The sequence below is a fragment of the Youngiibacter fragilis 232.1 genome (assembly GCF_000495435.3).
In the GTDB taxonomy this organism is placed as follows: Bacteria; Bacillota; Clostridia; order Clostridiales; family Clostridiaceae; genus Youngiibacter; species Youngiibacter fragilis.
The window spans coordinates 16,200-37,683 of the sequence record NZ_AXUN02000014.1 but is presented as its reverse complement, the minus strand read 5'-3'; the positions used below and the strand labels follow the sequence as shown (position 1 = coordinate 37,683).

Below are 21,484 nucleotides of genomic sequence, written 5' to 3'. Positions count from 1 at the left end.
ACTTAAAACAGCGAAGCGCCCCTTTTATTTTCCAAACAGGTCGCTGTTAGAACCTGTACGTGTTGTGTCAAAATCAGGACATCTTCAGAAATTCTGCAGGCCAGCAGCCAATCAGGCTGAATTTGGCATTCCGGAATCCTGCCCAGCCACCAGAAAAAGCGTGGTCCTTGTTCTTTTCAGGTAGTGACTCTCCAATTGACAATAGTGTAATTACCTCGCAGATGAGTTTAGTGTTGAGACCGCGCTTTATAGCCAACTTATAGTCCCTTTTGAACTGTGTCGTCAATTTGACTGTGTACCTTGTCTTCCTCATTTCTTAAGGTCCTTGAAAAGCTCGTCCAAATCATCGTATCCTTTGACCGATGGGTCTTTCACAATTCTCTCGGATTCGAGCATGGCGGAAATAGTCTCCTTGTTTGGCTGATTTATTGAAATTTAAAATGGTATACCACCTTCACGGATTGCCTGTCTGACGAAAATGTTGAATGCCGTAGAGATATTCATACCAAATTCAGCAAACAAGGCATCAGCCTGAGTATTCGGCTCTGAGTCCATACGCATGCTTATGTTTGTTGAGGAACTTGCCATCCAATCATCCCCTTCGCTCTTACTTATTAATTCAATTATTAACAATCTGCACGAAAAAATAATTACATTGCATGAATAATGTTATTAATTGAGATGCAGGAACTATTATTAACAACCTCAATGGCTATGCGAGGACAGTTTCCTGAATTGTGGAGAACCTGGTGAATTATTGATTTTTCTGTTCGGGACTGAGAAATAGAGATGTAAGGTTAAGTAAAAGCAATTAGTTCTGATTTTTCTCTCATGGTCAAAAAATACTAAATGTACGCTGCTGGAGTATGGAAACTAACCTTCAAACGATGTATATTCAATATGAATACATTTCGCGGAGGTTGCAATTGGGAGCAAATGACAGAAGCATAAAGGGAATAATCAAGGACTACATTCTGATAACCATAGGCATTCTAATGACGGCTGCGTCTATAGTATATGTCTTCAATCCTAACAGGCTGGCAGCCGGAGGTGTCCAGGGAATAGCACTGGCTCTTGGAAGCTTCACAGGAATACCTACAGGAATACTCATGATAGCAATCAATGCATTACTTCTTCTTGCAGCATTTCTGCTCATGGGCAAGGGCTTCGGGGAGAAGACGCTTTATTCGTCGCTCGGACTGTCTGTTGCAGTCTATTTTCTCGAATCAAGGCTATACCATGGCCCGCTTACGGATGACCTTCTTCTTGGATCCATTTTCGGAAGCGCTCTCATGGGGGTCGGTGTCGGGATCATCCTTAACAGGGGAGCTTCAATCGGCGGAACAAGCCTTATCGGGACCATCATCAACAGGTATCTTCATTTCGAACAGGTAGGGTCCATTGTTGCAGTCGATTGTCTGGTCACACTGTTCTCCCTGTTTACCTTCGGAGTTGAGATAGGACTCTACCAGCTTCTGTCAGTATATCTTTGCGGAGCCGTCATCAACAAGGTAATCGATGGTTTCTCTTCAAGGAAGGAGGTCATGGTGATCGCCAATGAGAAGCGAAGCATCATGGAATTCATTATGAAGGACCTCAACAGAGGGGCAACCCTTATCAAGGGTCGTGGTGCATATACTGGCATAGACAACGAGATAATATACTCGATACTTACAAGAAGGGAGTTCATAAGGCTAAAGCTGTTCATAGAGCAGCATGACAAGGGGGCCTTCCTGTCAGTAAATACCGTTACTGAGGTTTCCGGAGAAGGATTTTCCAGAAGAGGCTGATTTCACGAAATTCTTGCAAAATTTGGTGAAATTTTGTATTTATAGACAAAACTGCTGCCGCTGTATGTATAATGGGATTAAATGATGATTTTCGGAAGGAGGTCCTTTCATGGCTGGAGAACATCGTGTCGTAGGTCTTGATATAGGCACTCATTATATAAAGGCGTCACTCCTGTCGACAAAAGATGAGAACACCCTCTTTGGGGCTGTGGCTGAATCAAGCGGAGTGACAAGGGACGGCATAACTGACGCAAAGGCTGTCGGCGAATCGATCAAGAAAGCGATAAGGATCTTGGAGGACAAGGCATCCAGCGACCTAAGCTCCGTCTACATAAACATCCCTTCAGAGTACTGCAGGCTTGCGGATTCAACAGGAGAAAGCGCGATCAAGAACGGAAGTGTCGACGAATCGGATATTGACAGGGCAATCGATATGGCACAGATAATCCCGCTTCAGCCTGAAGAGGAGATAGTCGACATCATAATCCCGAAGTATTACATAGATGATATTCCGTACAGGAATCCGATCGGGGTGAAGGGGTCCCTTCTCGAGATAAGGGCTCAGGTTGTGATTGCAGGCAGAGAATATGTGGAGTCGGTATACGAGGCATGTGCATATGCAAGGACAAGGGTGATCGGTACAGGTCTTTCATCTGAATCAGCTGCCAGCCTGCTCCTTGGCAGAAGTGACAAGGAGAACGGAGTGTTCCTCGTGGATACGGGGGCAAATTCAACAAGAGTGGTCCTTTACAAGGGAGACAGGCTTTCCGTACCGAAGATAATACCGCTCGGGGGAAGGAACATAACCAAAGACCTTTCTATAGTTATGGGAATGTCCCTGCTTGAGGCTGAGGAATTCAAGAAATCCATTGGTTCCGGAAAGCTTGACCGGTCCGATGACCGAACGGCGCTTGCTGTTGAAGTTGTCAAGGCAAGGGTGAACGAGATGATCTCACTTGCAAAGAAGGAAATGGATACCTACGAAGGCGGAGAACAGGTCGAAAAGGTGGTGTTCTACGGCGGAGGTCTGTGCGGATTTGATGACATCAAAAATTTGTCTGAAATAAAAGCAAAGAAGTCCACAAATTTTATTACATCTGATATAATTAAAAATAACGGAATTTTAACAGTCCAGGCCAGCGGGATCGCCTATAACGTACTGAACACCATCCATTACAGGAAGTTACTGGATAATGAGTCAGCAGGTGATGAAAACCAGCTTTCAAGGACTTCAGGTGAATACCTGACCGATGAGGAATTTTTCGAGCGACACAAGCATGACTTCAAGAAGACCTCAGGATATGTAAAGACCCGTGAGGAAGAACCTCCGAAGGTAAATGAGGAATTCGACCATGACGAATATGAAGAAGAAAAAGTGTCCATTTTCAATAAGATCAGAAATATTTTTGGAAGATAGCAAGGGGGAAAATCAGTGTTAGACTTTGATTTCGAAGTTTCAGGACCAGCTAACATAAAAGTAGTGGGATGCGGTGGCGGCGGCAACAACGCTGTCAACAGGATGATCATAGAGGGACTCGGCAATGTTGATTTCATATCGATAAATACCGACAAGCAGACGTTGCTTTCATCGAATGCCACACACAAGATACAGATAGGCGAAAAGCTTACCAGAGGACTTGGAGCAGGAGCCAATCCTGAAATCGGTGAGAAGGCGGCGGAGGAATCCAAGGACGAGATTGCATCAGCGCTCAAGGGAGCTGACATGGTGTTCATAACAGCAGGAATGGGCGGCGGTACAGGTACCGGTGCTGCACCTGTCGTAGCTGACATTGCAAGGAGCATGGGAATACTCACTGTCGGAGTCGTAACAAAGCCATTCATGTTTGAAGGCAAGACAAGGATGAAGAACGCAGAGGTAGGAATCGAGAAGCTCAAGGACAGGGTAGACAGCCTTGTCACCATTCCTAATGAAAGGCTGCTCATGATAGTAGACAAGAGGACAACCTTCAAGGAAGCCTTCAAGAAAGCTGACGATGTCCTCAGGCAGGGCGTTCAGGGTATTACTGACCTCATAACCGACAACGGTCTGGTCAACCTTGACTTCAACGACGTAAGGACAATAATGCTCAACAAGGGACTTGCCCACATGGGAGTAGGATACGGAAAAGGCGAGAAGAAGGCGGTGGATGCTGTGACAGCAGCTATATCCTCACCACTTCTTGAGACAAAGATAGATGGAGCAACAGGTATACTTATCAATGTTACTGGCGGAGATGACCTGTCACTCATGGAGGTCAACGAAGCTGCAGAGGTTGTAAAGGAAGCCGCAGACCCTGAGGCGAACATAATATTCGGTGCAGTGATCGACCCGAGCCTTAAGGATGAGATCAAGATAACAGTCATCGCCACAGGCTTTGATGAAGTCAGGGTATATAGCAAGGAAGAGGAAAAGGTCCAGTTAAAGGCAGCTGAAGAGAAGAAGACAGAAGAGGCAGTCTTTGCAGATGTTTCAGAGGACCAGCTTGAAATACCTCCATTCCTCAGAAACAGATACAAGTAAAGTGGGTGAGATAGTTTGAAGTGCCCTTTCTGCGCTTTTTCAGAGAGCAAGGTCATCGATTCAAGGTCTATCGAGGACAATTCAGCCATCAGGAGAAGAAGGGAATGCCTCTCCTGCGGCAAGAGATACACAACCTATGAAAAGGTGGAGGATATCCCTATCCTTGTGATAAAGAAGGATGAAAGCAGGGAGAACTTCGACAAGAACAAGATCATAACAGGTCTTATCAGGGCTTGCCAGAAACGTCCCGTATCAAGGGCCCAGATTGAAGCTATAGCCACTGACATTGAGAGGACCGTATCCAACAGGATGATCTCTGAGATTTCCAGCTCGGAAATCGGCGAGATGGTAATGTCTCATCTGAAGGACATCGATGAAGTCGCCTATGTGAGGTTCGCTTCAGTGTACCGGCAGTTCAAGGATATCAACACATTCCTTGAGGAGATCAAGAGCCTCATGGGCTCGGGTGAAGGTTTAAGGAACGGGAAAAACGGAAAGAACGGAAACCACAGGTAGTGTAAGGCGGACTGAGAGATCAGGCCGCCTCTTTTAGTGGGTTTCAGGTTAATTTTAGGTAAACCGGGCTTGTTGCATTGGTAAAAAAACACTTACTGTGGTTAAATTGAAGTAAAGATTCGTTATGGAGGTTTTAAGATGGCATCAGACAGGATACTAGTAATAGATGATGAAGAGCATATAGTGGAGCTCATAAAATACAACCTTGATACTGCAGGCTACATTACCGATGTGGTTTATAACGGACTTGATGGTCTTGCCAAGGCCAAAGAGACCAAGCCTTCACTCATTGTGCTGGACCTTATGCTTCCTCAGATGGATGGACTTGAAGTCTGCAAGAACATAAGGAGGGATGAGGAGCTTAAGAATACCCCTATCATCATGCTTACTGCAAAGTCCGAAGAGATTGACAAGATCCTTGGACTTGAGCTCGGAGCGGACGACTACATGACCAAACCATTTTCGGTAAGGGAACTGATGGCAAGGATAAAGGCCCTCCTGAGGCGTGTGGTGCCTGCCGAGGACAACAGCAGTACGTTTACCTTCTCAAATGTAACAATCGACTACAACAAGCATATGGTGACCAAGGGAGATGAGAAGGTGGAGCTAACGCTGAAGGAATATGAGCTGCTTGATACGCTGATCAAGAACAGAGGCAAGGTGATGAAAAGGGACCTGCTCCTCGACAAGATCTGGGGATACGAATATGCAGGGGAAACTAGGACTGTAGATGTTCACATAAGACATCTTCGACAGAAGCTGGAGAATGATGACAAGAATCCGGTGTACATCGAGACTGTCAGAGGAATAGGCTACAGGTTCAATGACATCGAAGGATGAGAAGGCGGACGGTCACATCATTCATCATTGCCATCGCATTCATTGTTCTGTTCATGACAGCGGCATTCCTGCTAATAGCGGACCTGCAGAATACAGACCACATCAAGGATAAGCTTGCTGAGACCAACCGGATACTTGCCAGCTACATCGAATCAGGAGATCCGGACCTTGTAAGGATATTCAGGTCGGTTCCTGAGGGTACCAGGATCACATACATTTCAAGCTCCGGGGATATTCTGTATGACAGCCTGAAGGATGATATTTCTGAAAACCATCTTTACAGGAAGGAGATCATTGAGGCGTCAAAAGGTGCGGTAGGTACTGACATCAGGATGTCTGCAAGCATCGGGATAAGGATGGTCTATTCTGCACTGATGCTTCAAGACGGAAGCTACATACGTTCAGCCTACCCATTCAGCAACTTCGACTTAAGCAGCAATTATATCAAGTACCTCGCAACTGCACTTTTCCTGGTGATCCTTGCATCATCAATAATAATTCTAAGGCTGTCAGGCTTCCTTCTTGAGCCTGTTGAGGAACTGTCCTTTGCCACAGACAGGATTGCAAGGGGAGAGCTGTCACGGAGGGTCGAGCTGAAGCAGGATGAGGACCTTGCAAGGCTTTCAAGGAACTTCAACAACATGGCCGAAAGGCTGGAGACGACCATAGTGGAATCCCTGGAGAAACAGAACAGGCTTGAAGCGATCCTGAAAAGCATGGATTCAGGTGTAATAGCCCTGGACAACAACGGAAACATTATAATGATGAACCCATTTTCCAAGCAGCTGTTCAGTGTCAGGGGAGATACGCTGGGAATGAATATCGGAAGCATACAGAACCTTGCAACCGTATATGAATATCTGGGATCGGATGAGGAAGTGGCTTCCATAAGGACTCTTGAAGGCAAAGACCTCAAGATCAAGAAGGCGGACATACTTGGAGAAAGGATGAACAAGGTCGGGGTAGTCATAGTCATACAGGACCTTACTGACATAAAGAGGCTTGAGAACCTCAGAAGCCAGTTTGTAGCAAACGTATCCCATGAGCTCAAGACACCTCTGACATCAATAAAGGGATTCTCAGAGACACTGAGGTTTGTCAATGATGAAAAGACAAGGATAAAGTTCCTTGACATCATCAATGAAGAAGCTGAAAGGCTTACAAGGCTTATAAATGACATATTGTCGCTTTCATCTCTGGAGCAGAACAGGGAGCTTAAGACAGAGGAGATCGACACTGTCGAGGAAACGAGAAGGATCTGCGACATGCTGCATCAGATGGCTGTAGCCAAGAGCATAGAGCTGACGCTTACAGCATCGGGTACACCAATCCTCATGGGTGACAGGGACAACTTCAATCAGATGGTCATAAACCTGGTGGACAATGCGATAAAGTACACTGAGCCCAACGGCAAGGTGAAGGTCCGCATCGAGAAGTCAGGTGGAAAGCTGGTACTGTCTGTGAAGGATACCGGCGTAGGAATACCGGAGGAGCATCTTCCAAGGCTCTTCGAACGGTTCTACAGGGTCGACAAGTCAAGGGACAGGGCTAAAGGCGGAACTGGTCTGGGACTTGCAATCGTCAAGCATATAGTATTGTCAATGAAGGGCGAGATAAAGGTAGAATCAGAAGTTGGAAAAGGCACCACATTCACTGTATCATTGCCAATGGATTAGTCCGCAATGCCTGGGAAAACCGGGTATTGCGGATTTTCCATTTTCAACAATTTACAAATACCTAACACACGTCAAACATGGATTCAACATCAATTGTGTAATATTGGATATGTGACTGAAAGGAAACTAAAGCCCGGTAGGTCCTTTGAAAGACATAAATCTGGAAAACCGGGATACCTAGCAATTATGGGTGTTTGCCGGTTTGGTCCATTTTTCATGATAACGGGAGGAATGCATATTGTCATACAGGACATTGGAGTCTGGAATAGCAGGCATAAACAGGAAGCTCATGGCAATGGAAGCTGAGGTTGAGAGTCAGGTGGAGCTCGCTGTAAGGTCGCTTCTTGAAAGGGACATAGAAATGGCTGAAGAGGTAAAGTCAAGGGATGGGATCGTGGATGCCCTCATGAGGCAGGTCGAGGATGAAGCCGTGAGGATAATCGCCACGCTTCAGCCAGTGGCTTCTGACCTCAGGATCCTGTTTACCACAGTCAAGGTGGTTACCGACCTTGAAAGGGCTGGCGACCATGCTGTTGACATAGCCAGGGTTTCCACCAATTTGGGAGATGAAGAAGTATCCTTCCTGGCCGGTGAGATAAGGGCGATGAAGGACACCTGCATCAGGATGATAAGGGAAGGTCTGGATTCCTTCGTAAGCCTGGACAGCGAAAAGGCATATGAGGTTACCAAGCTTGATGATTTCATAGACGACAATTATGTGGCCTCAGTCAGGAAACTGTATGCATTTGTAAAGGAAGAACCTCAATTCGCAAGGACTGCAGCGCAGCTGAATTTTGCCATGAAGTATCTTGAACGTATCGGAGACCACATGACAAACGTATGCGAATGGACAATATACATAAAGACAGGAGAACATGTGGAGCTCAACCTATGAAAAATGATTATTGCCGATCCCTCTTATGTCAGTAGGAAAGCTATCCTATCTGATACTAGAGGGTATCTTTTTTTGCCGTTTCATCAGAAAGTAGGGGTCTGGTTGGTTTACACCCTTATTTTATGTAAAATTTGTCCGCAATATGCCAAAGATCGCGTTTGACTCTTGAAACTGCATAGCGTATCATAGTTAATTGGATACAAATGCAATCAATTTTTCGAGGTGATATAAATGGCAAAACCGATAGTGGCCATAGTTGGCCGCCCTAACGTGGGCAAATCGACACTTTTCAACAGACTTGCCGGGCATAGGATTGCCATAGTGGAAGACACTCCGGGAGTCACTAGGGACAGGATATACGCAGATGCAGACTGGCTGAGACATAACTTCAAGTTAATAGATACAGGCGGAATAGAGCCCAAATCAGATGACATCATTCTTGCCCAGATGAGAAGGCAGGCACAGGTGGCAATGGAAACAGCTGATGTCATAATTTTCATTGTGGATGGAAAGACTGGACTAACAGATTCTGACCATGAAGTAGCAGGAATGCTCAGAAGAAGCGGAAAGCCTATTGTTCTCGCAGTAAACAAGATAGACAGCTTCAAGGATGAGGACAACGCATATGAATTCTTTAACCTCGGCCTTGGGGATCCGATAACCATTTCTGCTTCACAGGGCCTTGGACTTGGTGAGCTTCTTGATGAGGTCGTAAGTCATTTCCCTGACTATGATGTGGAAGAGGACCAGGATGTGGTAAGGGTAGCCTTTGTAGGAAGACCTAACGTGGGCAAATCATCCCTTATAAACAAGCTCCTCGGTGAAGAAAGGGCAATTGTCTCGGACATTCCAGGAACAACAAGGGATGCACTTGACAGCTACATAGAGACTGAAGAGGGCAAGTTCATTCTTGTCGATACCGCAGGCCTTAGGCGCAAGTCCAAGGTCAAGGAGGAAATCGAAAGGTACTCTGTGGTAAGGACCCTTACAGCAATTGAAAGGGCTGATGTTGTTGTTCTTATGATCGATGCTGTGGACGGCATAGCCGACCAGGATGAGAAGATCATAGGATACGCACATGAGATGAGAAAGGCAATAATGGTAATAGTCAACAAGTGGGACCTCATCGAGAAGGATGACAAGACCATGGACAAGTACCTGAAGAATCTGAAGTCTGAACTGAACTTCCTCGCTTACGCACCGTTCCTGTTCATATCAGCCTTAACAGGCCAGAGGACACATAAGGTCCTTGCAATGGCACAGGAATGCTACAGCAACTATACCAAGAAGATCGGCACAGGAGTGCTTAACGATGTCATCGGCAAGGCCCTCATGATGAAGGAGCCGCCGGTCATAGGCACAAAGAGGCTCAAGATATACTACGGCACTCAGACCGGAGTAAAGCCTCCCACCTTCGTGTTTTTTGTCAATGACCCGGAGTGTCTCCATTTCTCATATGCAAGATATATCGAGAACCAGCTAAGGGAGAACTTTGATTTCAAGGGAACCGGAATAAAGATAGAGTACAGGGAGAGGAAGAGCTCATGAGAATAGGGATCATAGGCGCCGGGAGCTTCGGTACGGCCCTCGGATTCAATCTTGGAAAAAGGGACAACCAGGTGGTGCTCTGGGACAGGAAGCAAGAGATCGTAGATGAGATCAATACCTTACGAACCAACGCAAGATATACGCCTGACTGCCTGCTTGAGGGTGACATAAGGGCTACGACTGACCTCCATGAGGCAGCTTCAGGCAAGGATTTTGTCCTGCTTGCTGTCCCGTCCCACGTCGTACGGGAGATGTGCGAAAAGGTCAGGAAATTTCTTGATAAGGAGACCATCGTGATCAGCATAGCCAAGGGGCTGGATCCACAGACCCATGGCAGGCTCTCAGTCACGATGGAGGAGATAATTGAGAATCCGGTGGTGATACTTTCCGGCCCAAGCCATGCTGAAGAGGTTGCAAAGTCAATGCCCACGACCCTTGTGGCATCCTCCAGGAACATGGCAGCAGCAGAAAAGGTGCAGGACCTGTTCTTCTCAGATACAATCAGGGTATATACCAATGACGACCTCATAGGGGTTGAAATCGGCGGAGCAGTAAAGAATATAATTGCTCTTGCGGCTGGAATCCTCGATGGAGTAGGCTATGGCGACAATGCAAAGGCAGCCCTCATGACAAGAGGGATGACTGAGATCATAAGGGCCGGGGAAGCCGTCGGCGCAAACCGTGATACCTTTTATGGGCTCACAGGTATGGGTGACCTTATAGTCACCTGCACATCAATGCACTCGAGGAACAGAAGAGCTGGAATACTTATTGGCCAGGGATTCACTATGGATGAAGCGGCCGAGAAGATAGGAATGGTGGTTGAAGGCATAAAGGCGACCAAGGCATTCTATGAGCTCAAGGAAATGATGGGCATAGAGATGCCCATAACAGACCAGATCTACAAGGTGCTCTTCCTTGGAAAAGACCTTAAGGAAGCAATAAAGACACTTATGCTCAGGGACAGGAAATCAGAATAGGCATAAAGAGCAGCCATTACCAAAAAAGTGATGGCTGCTCTTTATCAATTTGTGGATCCCGAAGATTACGATGAATGGCACCAAAAAAAGGACCAGCAATAAAGTTTCCTGAATTGTAACCGAATAATAACCTGTTTAACTCCATATTGAAACAATTCCTTATGATTTTATTGTTATCATTTCATCATAGAGAGATGGGGTTTTTTGTCGTTCCATACAGGCTTTCACTTTTCTCATTACGAGGGGGTAATGACATGAAACTTAGAAGGAGAAGAACCATACTATCGATCATCATGGTATTTACACTTTTGTTTTCTGGATTCGGATTCAATAAGCTCAAGGTATCCGCAGTTGACGACATAAGAGTGACGACTGCCAATCTGAACCTTAGAACAGGTCCTGGAATATCCTATCCGATAATTGCAGTGATTCCGCAAGGTACTTCTGTAACTGTGCAGTCAACAGTTGACAACTGGGCAAAGGTAACATATTCAGGAAAGACCGGGTACTGTTCGATGACCTACCTGTCGGCGCCAACAACTTCAAGCGTTCAGCTCATGACTACAGCAGACCTTAACATAAGGACAGGACCTGGTACCGTGTATCCTGTGATAGGTGTCATTCCCAAAGGGGCTACAGTGACAGCAGCATCAATCGTCAACAACTGGGCTAACGTAACCTACCTGGGAAAGACAGGCTATTCATCCATGTCGTATCTCGTACCTGTTTCTACAACTGTCAATGATTTCAGGATAACTACAGCAAACCTGAATTTCAGGTCAGGTCCGGGGACCACATATCCGATACTGGCAGTAATACCGAAAGGGACTACAGTAAATGTGATTTCTGAATCCGCTGGTTGGGCAAAATTCGTGTATTCAGGTAAGACAGGCTATTCAAGCACATACTACCTTCAGAAGGTATCATCTGAGGACCCCGTAATCTATACAAGATACACGACAGAGGAACTTAACCTCAGAAGCGGACCCGGAACATCATATCCGATATTGAGGGTGATGCCTAAGGGTTCAATTGTGTCAGTCCACTCGGTATCCGGTTACTGGGCGTATGTGACCTATGACGGAACCAAAGGCTGGTGCCACACTGCATATCTTTCTACCTCTGTCAGCTCGATAGCCACAAACAAGGGACTCATTGACAGGGCAGGACTGGACATAGCTCTGACCTTTGACGCAGGATGGCTTTTTGACCAGACCATACCTATACTTGATGTTCTTGATGACTATGGCATAAAGGCAACGTTCTTCCTCAGGGCATACTGGGTACAGGACCATCAGGACCTTGCCAAGGAGATAAAGGCAAGAGGACACAGCATACAGAACCATAGCCTGACACATCCTCATATGAATGAGATGACCGAGGCTGAAATCAGGTATGAGTTTACCGAGAGCACCAAGATATACTCCAACATACTTGGAATCAGGCCGACACTGTTCAGGCCTCCGTTCGGAGAATACAACAGCACAGTCCTCAAGGTAGCAGGCGAACAGGGATATCCGTATACGGTGCTCTGGACAGTAGACACCCATGACTGGGCGGACAGCATTAATGGAGTTACCGTAACAACTGATTATATTGTGAACAGGGCGCTTACCTATGCTTCGGACAACGGAATCGTGCTCATGCATGTAGCTTATGCAAAGACTCCGGAAGCTCTTCCGAGGATCATACAGGGTCTGAAGGACAAGGGCTACAGCTTCAGGACTGTTGCCGAGATGCTTCCATGACAGTCAAATCCATTGGGCTGCAGCTTGAAATGCTGCAGCCCTTCCTTTTTGGTTCTCCCTTTTCAGCTATCGCTGATTGCTTTGCATTTATGATAGAATGGATGTTGAAGAAGAACTATATGGAAGGCGGAAGCACTTGAAGAGATTTAAGAGGATCTACATAGAAACAACCAACATCTGCAACCTTGACTGCAGCTTCTGCATTAAGACAGGAAGGGAGAAGCTGACAATGGATGAGAGGTCATTCAGGCACATTGCAGAAGAAGCATCTGAATTCACGGACCATGTATGCTTTCACCTCATGGGAGAACCGCTCCTGAATGGAAACATCGGAGGATTCCTTGCTGTCTGTTCCGAGCTGGATCTTAAGGTGAACATTGCGACAAACGGCACACTGATAGGCTCAAGGGGCGAAATCCTTCTGTCAGCACCTGCGCTTCGCAAGGTGAGCTTCTCTCTCCACAGCTATGAGGCGAACTCCATGGAGATCCCCCTTGAAGAATACCTTAAGGATACCATGGACTTTGCGGAGGAAGCCAAAGGACGGGCGATAGTTGAGCTCAGGCTTTGGAACCTGTCCAGAGAGCTGGCAGATGGACTGAATACGGAAAACGACAAAGTCGTATCATATATTCTTAAAAGGCTTGGGCTTGAGAGGGATATCCTGACTGAAGGGATGGGCAAGAACGGGATCAGACTCAGGGAAGGACTATACCTGGGCTTCCAGGAACGGTTCATCTGGCCTGAGAAGGGTTCAGGAGAGATTGTGGAGAATGGCTTCTGCCACGGTATGAGGGACCACATAGGGATACTTGCAGATGGGACGGTAGTACCATGCTGCCTCGACAGCCAGGGCTCGATACCACTCGGGAACGTTTTTGAAGTCCCTTTAAAGGAAATACTTGCAGGTGACAGGGCAACCGCCATATACGAGGGCTTCAACGGGAGAAGGCTTGTGGAAGACCTCTGCAAAGGATGCACGTATATCAGGAGATTTGACAGGAAGGGCAGGATTATACTATGAAAATCTGCCTTAAATGCGGGAAGAGGATCACCGTCAGGGAAAGGCTGTCTCCACTGCTTTGCCGAAGAGGGATTACTTGTTTTGGCTGCGGAACTGAATACAGGGAAATAATGGGCTTTTATTCGATACTCAGGAAGATAACCGCTGTCATCATCGGAATCACCATACTGATGTATCCTCTCGGAATGTTTGCCCTCAACGTGGCACTATTTGCATTATACATACCAGTCGCAGAAATCGTCATGTCACACTTCAACATTTATGTCCCTGTTTCAGGAGAGGACGAAAGGAAATAAGATATGAGGATACAATCCCGTTCATCAGACGTTAAGGAGCTATTTCTTACCATATACAGCGACGGCTTCAGTACTGTAAGTGAGACGAGGGTACTGGAAGGAGCGTCCGGAGAGCTGGAAATTGAGTATCTTGACGTTCCGGCGCTCCTTGAGCCAGACTCCCTGGTTGCAGGAGGGCTTGATGTATTGGAGTACAGCGTAGAATATGACCTCATCAGCCGGGAGAAGCTGATAAGCAGGTACAAGGGAAGGACAGTACACCTCAAGAACAGGGATACAGGGTCAGTTAAGCTGGTCAGGCTGCTCGAGGCTTCCGGAATGCCTGTCTTTCAGGACGTGGAAACCGGAGAACTCCATGTTGACAGCCATGACGAGCTAATACTTCCTGACCATCCGGATGGATTGAGGACAAGCCCCGGAATACTAATGAAGGGAGAAAATGCTGGCAAAGAGATATTCGCAACCTACATCACAGGCGGCCTGTCATTCACAATGGCATACAACGCGGTAGACAGTGATGGAAAGCTGAAGCTGACAGGATGGGCGAGGATAACGAACGGAAGCGGAAGGTCATATATGAATGCGGACATAAGCCTCATGGCAGGTGATGTCTCCAGGGTAAATGAAAGGCATGAGATGATGTTCATGGCCAAATCAATGGACACGAGTCCTGGCTTCGGAGCTGCAGAAAGGTCAGTTTCCGATTTCCACATGTATACACTTCCATCGCGGACTGACCTGCTGGATGGAGAATCAAGGCAGGTTCAGTTGTTTTCCGCAGGGGAGGTGCCCTTCACAAGGCATTATCTTGCGGGGAACACCATGGATGGAGCACACCCGGTCATTACATTCATGAACTTAAGAGGAAGCGGACTGGGTATGCCGATCCCCGCGGGCAAGGTCAGGCTGTACAGGTTTGACGGCAATCCGCTGAGGCTGACGGGTGAAGCATCCATTGGGCATACACCGGAAGGCGGCAAAGTGGAGCTGAAAACAGGAAGTGCATTTGATATATTGGTGGAAGGCGGCGAGACGTCCAGGAACCAGCGCAATGGTATAGACCATGTCAGATGGGAGGCCAAGGTCATGAACCATAGCGGTGAAGCTGCAGCGGTCCATTACGAGTACCATATACGGGAGAAGTTCGAAGTTAGAAATGCGAGCCTTCCATATGAGATGAAGGATGCCAGCACGCTTCTTTTCAAATTTACCGCAATGCCAGGTGAAGAAGTACTGATTAGGTGCGATTACTCATCAGACAAGAGGGTGCATGTTGCTGAAAGATGAAGTTTATGCAATTGTTCGTGTATCAAGTTGTAATTTCTGCGAATTGGATGTTCATTATGGTTATTATTTCATAAAAAATGAAATAAATAGGAATGAATCCTGCAATTGAATATTGAACATCCGTCTTTATCATGTTATTATTTGACTAATCATCGCCCGGCAGGAGGTCTGCCTGGCATCGGAGGACAAAGGAGGAACGAAATGGGACTTACGTTAGCTGAGAAAATAATCAAGGAACATCTGGTTACCGGTGAGATGAAGGCCGGATCCGAGGTGGGCATAAGGATAGACCAGACACTTACACAGGATTCCACAGGAACAATGGCATATCTCCAGTTTGAAGCAATGGGTGTGGACAAGGTCAGGACCAAGAGGTCAGTGGCCTATATAGACCATAACATGCTGCAGTCCGGTCCTGAGAATGCGGATGACCATCTGTATATCCAGACAGTTGCAAAGAAACATGGCATATATTTCTCGAAGCCGGGAAATGGAATCTGTCACCAGGTCCATCTTGAGAGGTTTTCTGTTCCAGGAGACACACTTCTTGGTTCGGACAGCCACACTCCCACCGGCGGCGGCATGGGAATGCTCGCGATCGGAGCAGGAGGACTTGACGTTGCCGTGGCCATGGCAGGCGGAGAATACAACATACCAATGCCTAAGATAGTGAACGTAGAGCTTAGGGGCAAGCTCAAGAGCTTTACCGCGGCAAAGGACATCATCCTTGAGGTGCTTAAGCATTTCACTGTAAAGGGCGGAGTCAACAAGATATTTGAATATACAGGTGACGGAGTCGCTCACCTTTCAGTTCCTGAAAGAGGAACCATAACCAACATGGGTGCAGAGCTAGGCGCGACTACCTCCATATTCCCATCGGATGAAAGGACTCTGGAGTTCCTTAAAGCCCAGGGCAGAGAGAAGGACTACAGGGAACTGAAGGCTGATGAAGATGCCGTATATTCGGAAAAGCTCGTCATAGACCTTGACACACTTGAACCAAACATAGCGCTTCCCCATTCACCTGATGCGGTTGTTCCTGTAAGCACAGTAAGAGGAAAGAAGCTCACCCAGGTTGCGATCGGAAGCTGCACGAATTCATCCTATGTCGACCTCATGAAGGTCGCAAGCATACTTGACGGTAAGACAGTGCATGAGGATGTCTCACTTGTAGTATCCCCGGGCTCCAAGCAGGTGCTGAGCATGCTTGCGCAAAATGGCGCCCTTGCGAAGATAATAGGGGCAGGCGCTAGGATACTGGAGTCAGGCTGCGGACCCTGCATAGGAATGGGTCAGGCTCCTAGCAACGACGGAGTTTCCTTAAGGACATTCAACAGGAACTTCAAGGGCAGATGCGGAACAGAGTCTGCGGACGTCTACCTTGCAAGCCCTGAGGTTGCAGCGTATTCGGCTGTAGCAGGGTTCATAGCGGGACCTGAGGATTTCGACATGAACGTGGACCTTGACATAGAGATGCCGAAGCTGTTCCTGGTGAACGACAACATGGTCGTAAAGCCGGCTGAAGACGGAAGTGCAGTCGAAGTCAAGAGAGGACCTAATATAAAGCCTTTCCCCAAGAACACGAAGATGAAGGATGAGGTTTCAGGAAAGGCCCTTATCAAGGTGATGGATGATGTAACTACAGACCACATCATGCCGTCGAACGCAAGCCTTCTGCCTTACAGGTCGAATGTACCTTACCTTTCAGAATTCTGCCTTACTCCTCTGGACAAGGACTTCCCGAGGAACGCAAAGGAGAATGGCGGCGGTTTCATAGTTGCCGGCAAGAACTACGGACAGGGTTCAAGCAGGGAGCATGCCGCACTTGCACCACTGTACCTTGGCATCAAGGGAGTTATCGCAAAGTCATTCGCAAGGATCCACAAGGCGAACCTCATCAACAATGGCATACTTCCTGTAACCTTCAAGGATGAGAATGACTATGACAGCATAGACAAGAACGATGTGCTCGAAATAGGCGGCCTCCTGGAGAACATTACAACTGGTACCCTGACTGTCAACAACGTAACCAAGGGTACAAGCTTTGAAGTGTCTGTTGCACTCTCGGAAAGGGAAGCAGAAGTCATGGCTGCCGGAGGTCTTCTTAACCTCATGAGCCTTAAGAACAAATAGATATTCCTGACTGCAGGGCTTTTATAGGCTCTGCAGTTTTTTTGCAGCTTAATGATCAATGAAGCAGCTGTTTTCACTGACGATGTAAACGAATGATGAAAATCCGGTTAAAAAAACGGCTTTTTTCACAGCTGTGGTATAATCAAGGCAGAGACCAGATTCAAGGAGGTTTGAAATGGGAATTATCAAGGCAATAGCAAGTGCAATCGGCGGATCACTGGCGGACCAGTGGCTTGAGGTAGTAGAGCCTGACGACATGGGCGACAACACCGTATTTACTTCAGGCAGGAAGGTTAGACGTGGTGACAGGAGGAACAGCAATGTAAAGGGTACTGAAAATACCGTTTCAAACGGTTCAGTGATCCATGTCTATCCTAATCAGTTCATGATGGTGGTTGATGGAGGAAAGGTCGTTGATTTCACAGCTGAAGAAGGCTACTACACTGTAAGCAACTCTTCACTTCCTTCGCTGTTCACTGGTAAATTCGGTGATGCCCTGAAGGAGACCTTCAACAGGGTCAAATATGGCGGAGTGACTCCAACTGCCCAGAAGGTATTCTATATCAATCTTCAGGAAATCAAGGGAATTAAGTTCGGGACTAAGAATCCCCTTAACTACTTTGACAACTTCTATAATTCGGAGCTTTTCCTCAGGACACATGGAAACTATTCGATAAAGATAACGGATCCACTGAAGTTCTATGCGGAGGCAGTTCCGAGGAATGCGGACAAGGTCGAGATAGGCGATATCAACGAACAGTATCTCTCGGAGTTCCTTGAAGCGCTGCAGTCAGCGATGAACAAGATGTCAGTTGACGGAATAAGGATATCCCATGTGGCTTCAAAGGGCACCGAGTTGTCGAAATACATGGCGGATGTGCTCGACAAGAGCTGGAACGACATGAGGGGATTCATAATCCAGGCTGTAGGTATAGCATCCATCTCCTACGACGACGAGTCGAAGGAACTCATAAACATGAGGAACAAGGGAGCCATGCTTGGCGATCCATCCGTAAGGGAAGGATATGTCCAGGGCTCGATAGCACGAGGACTTGAGGCGGCTGGATCCAATGAAGCCGGCAGCGCGGCAACCTTCATGGGAATGGGCATGGGGATGCAGGCAGGAGGAGGCTTCATGGGCACGGCTTCCCAATCGAATGTTGAGCAGATGAGGATGAAGGAACAGCAGGCCCAACAGGCACAGAAGTCACAGGCTGCAGGGGCTGTAGTCCAGTCAGGAGACTGGAAGTGCGGCAACTGCGGAACAGTGAACTCAGGGAAATTCTGCACTGAGTGCGGAGCAAGGAAGATTGAAGGCTGGAAGTGCGGAAACTGCGGACATGAAGTCAAGGGGGCAAAGCCAAGGTTCTGTCCTGAATGCGGAACACCTTCGAATTAAGACTTAAGGGTTGGATGTGATAAAATGGCTACAGCCACATACAAATGTCCCAATTGCGGCGGGGGACTGAAATTCGAGCCCGAAATCCAGAAGCTGAAGTGCGAGTTCTGTCTCAGTGAATTTACGAATGAAGAGATGGGAAAAGCCACAGACGCCATGGAAAGCAAGGCAGACAGGGAAAAAGTACATGAGGATGCCCATCTGAAGGGATACACCTGTGACAGCTGTGGGGCTGAGGTAGTGACTGAAGAGACTACCTCAGCCACATTCTGCTACTATTGCCACAATCCGGTGATCCTGTCAGACAGGCTTTCCGGAACCTTCAGGCCGGATAAGGTGATTCCGTTTGCCTACAGCAGGGAAAAGGCAGAGGAAACCTTCCTCAAATGGGCGAAGTCCAAGAGGTATGTACCCACGGAATTCTACTCAGGCTCCCAGCTTGAGAAGATCTCAGGTGTCTACATACCATATTGGTCAGCGGAGGCCGAGGCAAGGGTTGATTATTCAGGAAAGGGGATAAACAGGAGAGTATACCGGGCTGGAAATACTGAATATACGGAGGTCAAGGAGTTCGGTATCGAAAGGCACGGTAAGGTAGATGTCCAGAATATAAGGGAGGTCGCCCTGAAAAAGATAGACAAGGGGCTTCTCGACTCCATATCCCCTTATGATGACAGGAAGGCAGTCGAATTCGAACCATCATATCTAAGCGGATTTCTCGCTGAGAAATATGACATTGAAAAGGAATCGATACAGCCGACAGTACGGGAAAGGGCGGAAAGGTATGCCGAAAGCCTTGTCCAGGAATCAATTTCAGGTTTTGGGAGTGTTCAGCTTCACCGGAAGGAGCTTGATGTCTCAATAAAGGACTGGGACTATACTCTGCTGCCTGCATGGATATTAACGTATTTCTATGGTGGCAGGACATACATCTTTGCTGTGAACGGGCAGACAGGCAATTCCTATGGCGAGCTTCCGGTGGATAACAGGAAGCTCGGGCTATCATCAGCAGCCATAGGAATTGGGATCCTGGCGCTTGCGCTTTTGGGAGGTGCCCTGATATGGTAAGGAGGATTACGCTGGCAGCATTTGCGGTTGTTTTTCTGATTATGTCATGGACAACCGTTGAAGCGAAGGCTGATAAGCTGCTTGTAGTTGACTCGGCAGCAATATTCTCAACGTCTGAGGAATCTGACCTTGAGAGCAAGCTGAAAGGACTCTCAAACCAGTACTCAATGGACATTGTCATTGTGACGACAGATGATGCGGATGGGAAAAGTTCCAGGGAATATGCCGACGATTACTTTGACTACAATGACTATGGCATTGGAGCGGACAGGGATGGTATACTGCTACTGATGGACTTTGACAACAGGGAAGTGTATATCTCCACCTCCGGTAAGGGAATAAGGTACCTTACTGATGTAAGGATAGAGTCGATACTTGATGATGTCTTCGCTGCAGGCTTCGCTGACGGAGAATATTATAATGGTGCGGAGGCTTTCATAGCTTCAACCTCCTCTTTCCTTGCCCAGGGGATACCTGAGGGGCAGTACAATGAGGATGAGGGTTCCAACAGCATCTCCCTTTTCGATGGGCTTATCGGAGCCGCGGCATCAGGTGCTTCAGGACTTGGCTATTTCGCCACTACCAAAAGAAGGTACAAGGGGCATCCGGCACCGCTGGCATTCAACTTCAGGGACAGCAGCCTGGTTGAGTTTGGCATAGCATCAGACAACCTTATAAACGAATATACGACGTCAAGGATAATACCTGTGGCACCTGTGAGGAGCTCCGGTGGAGGTTCGATAGGAAGGAGCACAACACACAGGTCAGGAAGCGGAAGGACCCATGGCGGCGGAGGCAGGAAATTCTAGTATATTCAACAATTTTTTTTATAACGGAGGAGCTTTATGAGAATTGTAAGTTACAGGGAGAATGGCAGGGAATTCTGGGGTGTTGTCGACAGGTCAGGAAAATCGATAATTCCATCAGGCAGGATATTTGTAGAGGGGCCGGAGACGCTTCTTGCATTCATCCAGGAAAATGGGACCATTGATGCAAATGTGCTCGATATGGTGGGATCTGTCCCTATAGACGGAGTTGAGCTTCTGTCACCGATACCAAAGCCGCAGAGGAACATAATATGCATCGGTAAGAACTATGAGGAGCATGTGCAGGAGATCAAGAACCTGGACGACGATACGCTTAAGAGGGTAATGGAGAATCCTGTTTTCTTCACAAAGGCAACAAACGCCGCAAACGGTCCTTACAGCAAGGTTCCGATGCACGAAGGGGTCACGGATTTCGTGGATTACGAGGCTGAACTCGCCCTTATCATAGGCAAGAGATGCGTAAATGTCTCCGAAGAGGATGCGCTGGATGTGATATTCGGATATACATGCCTCAACGACATAACGGCACGAGACGTACAGAAGAACGGTACGCAGTGGTTCAGAGGCAAGAGCCTTGACGGTTATTGCCCGATGGGACCTTGGATCGTCACAAAGGATGAGCTTGGCCTTGCCGGAAACCTTGGCGTGAGGTCATTCGTGAACGGGGAGCCAAGGCAGAACGGAAACACAAGCATAATGATCAACCCAATACCCAGGCTTATAAATGTCCTGTCACAGGGACTTACACTTGAACCCGGAGACATAATTGCTACAGGAACCCCGAGCGGAGTGGGTGCAGGCTTCGAGCCTCCAAAACCTCTTAAGAAGGGTGATATTGTCAGGGTAGAGGTTGACGGAATAGGCTATATAGAGAACGAGATGGAATAAGAAGAACATCCTGCGAATTTTCTTTCGCAGGATGTTCTGTTATCATCA

18 protein-coding genes and 2 pseudogenes are annotated in these 21,484 nt (G+C 47.4%); 18 read left to right on the top strand and 2 right to left on the bottom strand.

Annotation, left to right across the window (positions count from 1 at the left end; genetic code table 11):
- Window positions 1-24: 24 nt before the first annotated feature.
- Together T472_RS01130 and T472_RS01125 are read right to left on the bottom strand one after the other, a co-directional pair.
- Window positions 25-313: pseudogene (locus T472_RS01130) on the bottom strand (type II toxin-antitoxin system YafQ family toxin).
- Window positions 310-588 (bottom strand): annotated as a pseudogene (locus tag T472_RS01125) (type II toxin-antitoxin system RelB/DinJ family antitoxin). The pseudogenes T472_RS01130 and T472_RS01125 overlap by 4 nt, the downstream one beginning before the upstream one ends.
- A gap of 338 nt (window positions 589-926) precedes the next feature.
- On the opposite strand from T472_RS01125, the gene T472_RS01120 reads away from it, so the two are divergent.
- From T472_RS01120 to T472_RS01035, 18 genes are all read left to right on the top strand, one after another.
- Window positions 927-1,790, top strand: coding sequence for a YitT family protein (locus tag T472_RS01120; RefSeq protein ID WP_023387286.1), 864 nt, complete (start codon window positions 927-929; stop codon window positions 1,788-1,790).
- 109 nt (window positions 1,791-1,899) lie between these two features.
- Window positions 1,900-3,207, top strand: coding sequence for a cell division FtsA domain-containing protein (locus tag T472_RS01115; protein WP_023387285.1), 1,308 nt, complete (start codon window positions 1,900-1,902; stop codon window positions 3,205-3,207).
- Window positions 3,208-3,222: 15 nt separating this feature from the next.
- Window positions 3,223-4,311 carry a cell division protein FtsZ gene (gene ftsZ / locus T472_RS01110; protein WP_023387284.1) on the top strand — a complete coding sequence of 363 codons (1,089 nt, stop codon included), beginning with the start codon at window positions 3,223-3,225 and terminating at the stop codon, window positions 4,309-4,311.
- 15 nt (window positions 4,312-4,326) lie between these two features.
- Window positions 4,327-4,827 carry a transcriptional regulator NrdR gene (gene nrdR, locus T472_RS01105; RefSeq protein WP_023387283.1) on the top strand — a complete coding sequence of 167 codons (501 nt, stop codon included), beginning with the start codon at window positions 4,327-4,329 and terminating at the stop codon, window positions 4,825-4,827.
- Between the two features lie 138 nt (window positions 4,828-4,965).
- Window positions 4,966-5,667, top strand: a complete 702-nt coding sequence (locus T472_RS01100) for a response regulator transcription factor (protein WP_023387282.1) — start codon at window positions 4,966-4,968, stop codon at window positions 5,665-5,667.
- Complete coding sequence (locus tag T472_RS01095; protein ID WP_023387281.1) at window positions 5,664-7,343, top strand: sensor histidine kinase; 1,680 nt, start codon at window positions 5,664-5,666, stop codon at window positions 7,341-7,343. Before T472_RS01100 ends, T472_RS01095 begins: the two co-directional genes overlap by 4 nt.
- Window positions 7,344-7,581: 238 nt before the next feature.
- Window positions 7,582-8,238, top strand: a complete 657-nt coding sequence (gene phoU, locus T472_RS01090; RefSeq protein WP_023387280.1) for a phosphate signaling complex protein PhoU — start codon at window positions 7,582-7,584, stop codon at window positions 8,236-8,238.
- Between the two features lie 231 nt (window positions 8,239-8,469).
- The gene (der, locus tag T472_RS01085; RefSeq protein ID WP_023387279.1) at window positions 8,470-9,786 is read left to right on the top strand and encodes a ribosome biogenesis GTPase Der; all 1,317 of its coding nucleotides are present in this window, start codon (window positions 8,470-8,472) and stop codon (window positions 9,784-9,786) included.
- On the top strand, window positions 9,783-10,766 hold the full coding sequence (locus T472_RS01080; protein ID WP_023387278.1) for an NAD(P)H-dependent glycerol-3-phosphate dehydrogenase: 984 nt from the start codon (window positions 9,783-9,785) through the stop codon (window positions 10,764-10,766). Before der ends, T472_RS01080 begins: the two co-directional genes overlap by 4 nt.
- A gap of 254 nt (window positions 10,767-11,020) precedes the next feature.
- On the top strand, window positions 11,021-12,514 hold the full coding sequence (locus T472_RS01075; protein WP_023387277.1) for an SH3 domain-containing protein: 1,494 nt from the start codon (window positions 11,021-11,023) through the stop codon (window positions 12,512-12,514).
- Between the two features lie 136 nt (window positions 12,515-12,650).
- A complete protein-coding gene (locus T472_RS01070; RefSeq protein WP_023387275.1) occupies window positions 12,651-13,538 on the top strand; it encodes a radical SAM/SPASM domain-containing protein in 888 nt (295 codons plus the stop codon).
- Complete coding sequence (locus tag T472_RS01065) at window positions 13,535-13,834, top strand: hypothetical protein (protein WP_023387274.1); 300 nt, start codon at window positions 13,535-13,537, stop codon at window positions 13,832-13,834. Before T472_RS01070 ends, T472_RS01065 begins: the two co-directional genes overlap by 4 nt.
- A gap of 3 nt (window positions 13,835-13,837) precedes the next feature.
- A complete protein-coding gene (locus tag T472_RS01060) occupies window positions 13,838-15,121 on the top strand; it encodes a DUF4139 domain-containing protein (protein ID WP_023387273.1) in 1,284 nt (427 codons plus the stop codon).
- A 201-nt stretch (window positions 15,122-15,322) separates the two neighbouring features.
- Window positions 15,323-17,254, top strand: coding sequence for an aconitate hydratase (locus T472_RS01055; RefSeq protein ID WP_023387272.1), 1,932 nt, complete (start codon window positions 15,323-15,325; stop codon window positions 17,252-17,254).
- A gap of 175 nt (window positions 17,255-17,429) precedes the next feature.
- Window positions 17,430-18,653, top strand: a complete 1,224-nt coding sequence (locus T472_RS01050) for an SPFH domain-containing protein (RefSeq protein WP_023387271.1) — start codon at window positions 17,430-17,432, stop codon at window positions 18,651-18,653.
- Between the two features lie 24 nt (window positions 18,654-18,677).
- Window positions 18,678-19,721, top strand: coding sequence for a TFIIB-type zinc ribbon-containing protein (locus T472_RS01045; RefSeq protein WP_023387270.1), 1,044 nt, complete (start codon window positions 18,678-18,680; stop codon window positions 19,719-19,721).
- The gene (locus T472_RS01040) at window positions 19,715-20,530 is read left to right on the top strand and encodes a TPM domain-containing protein (protein ID WP_023387269.1); all 816 of its coding nucleotides are present in this window, start codon (window positions 19,715-19,717) and stop codon (window positions 20,528-20,530) included. Before T472_RS01045 ends, T472_RS01040 begins: the two co-directional genes overlap by 7 nt.
- A 36-nt stretch (window positions 20,531-20,566) precedes the next feature.
- Window positions 20,567-21,436, top strand: a complete 870-nt coding sequence (locus T472_RS01035) for a fumarylacetoacetate hydrolase family protein (protein ID WP_023387268.1) — start codon at window positions 20,567-20,569, stop codon at window positions 21,434-21,436.
- Window positions 21,437-21,484: the final 48 nt, after the last annotated feature.

Excerpts from the sequence above, each read along its gene's own strand:
- der (WP_023387279.1), top strand. The coding sequence starts at position 8,470 with ATGGCAAAACCGATAGTGGCCATAGTTGGCCGCCCTAACGTGGGCAAA.
- T472_RS01050 (WP_023387271.1), top strand. The coding sequence starts at position 17,430 with ATGGGAATTATCAAGGCAATAGCAAGTGCAATCGGCGGATCACTGGCG.
- T472_RS01060 (WP_023387273.1), top strand. The coding sequence starts at position 13,838 with ATGAGGATACAATCCCGTTCATCAGACGTTAAGGAGCTATTTCTTACC.
- T472_RS01115 (WP_023387285.1), top strand. The coding sequence starts at position 1,900 with ATGGCTGGAGAACATCGTGTCGTAGGTCTTGATATAGGCACTCATTAT.
- T472_RS01040 (WP_023387269.1), top strand. The coding sequence starts at position 19,715 with ATGGTAAGGAGGATTACGCTGGCAGCATTTGCGGTTGTTTTTCTGATT.
- T472_RS01045 (WP_023387270.1), top strand. The coding sequence starts at position 18,678 with ATGGCTACAGCCACATACAAATGTCCCAATTGCGGCGGGGGACTGAAA.
- T472_RS01075 (WP_023387277.1), top strand. The coding sequence starts at position 11,021 with ATGAAACTTAGAAGGAGAAGAACCATACTATCGATCATCATGGTATTT.
- T472_RS01065 (WP_023387274.1), top strand. The coding sequence starts at position 13,535 with ATGAAAATCTGCCTTAAATGCGGGAAGAGGATCACCGTCAGGGAAAGG.
- T472_RS01080 (WP_023387278.1), top strand. The coding sequence starts at position 9,783 with ATGAGAATAGGGATCATAGGCGCCGGGAGCTTCGGTACGGCCCTCGGA.
- T472_RS01035 (WP_023387268.1), top strand. The coding sequence starts at position 20,567 with ATGAGAATTGTAAGTTACAGGGAGAATGGCAGGGAATTCTGGGGTGTT.
- T472_RS01095 (WP_023387281.1), top strand. The coding sequence starts at position 5,664 with ATGAGAAGGCGGACGGTCACATCATTCATCATTGCCATCGCATTCATT.
- T472_RS01055 (WP_023387272.1), top strand. The coding sequence starts at position 15,323 with ATGGGACTTACGTTAGCTGAGAAAATAATCAAGGAACATCTGGTTACC.
- T472_RS01100 (WP_023387282.1), top strand. The coding sequence starts at position 4,966 with ATGGCATCAGACAGGATACTAGTAATAGATGATGAAGAGCATATAGTG.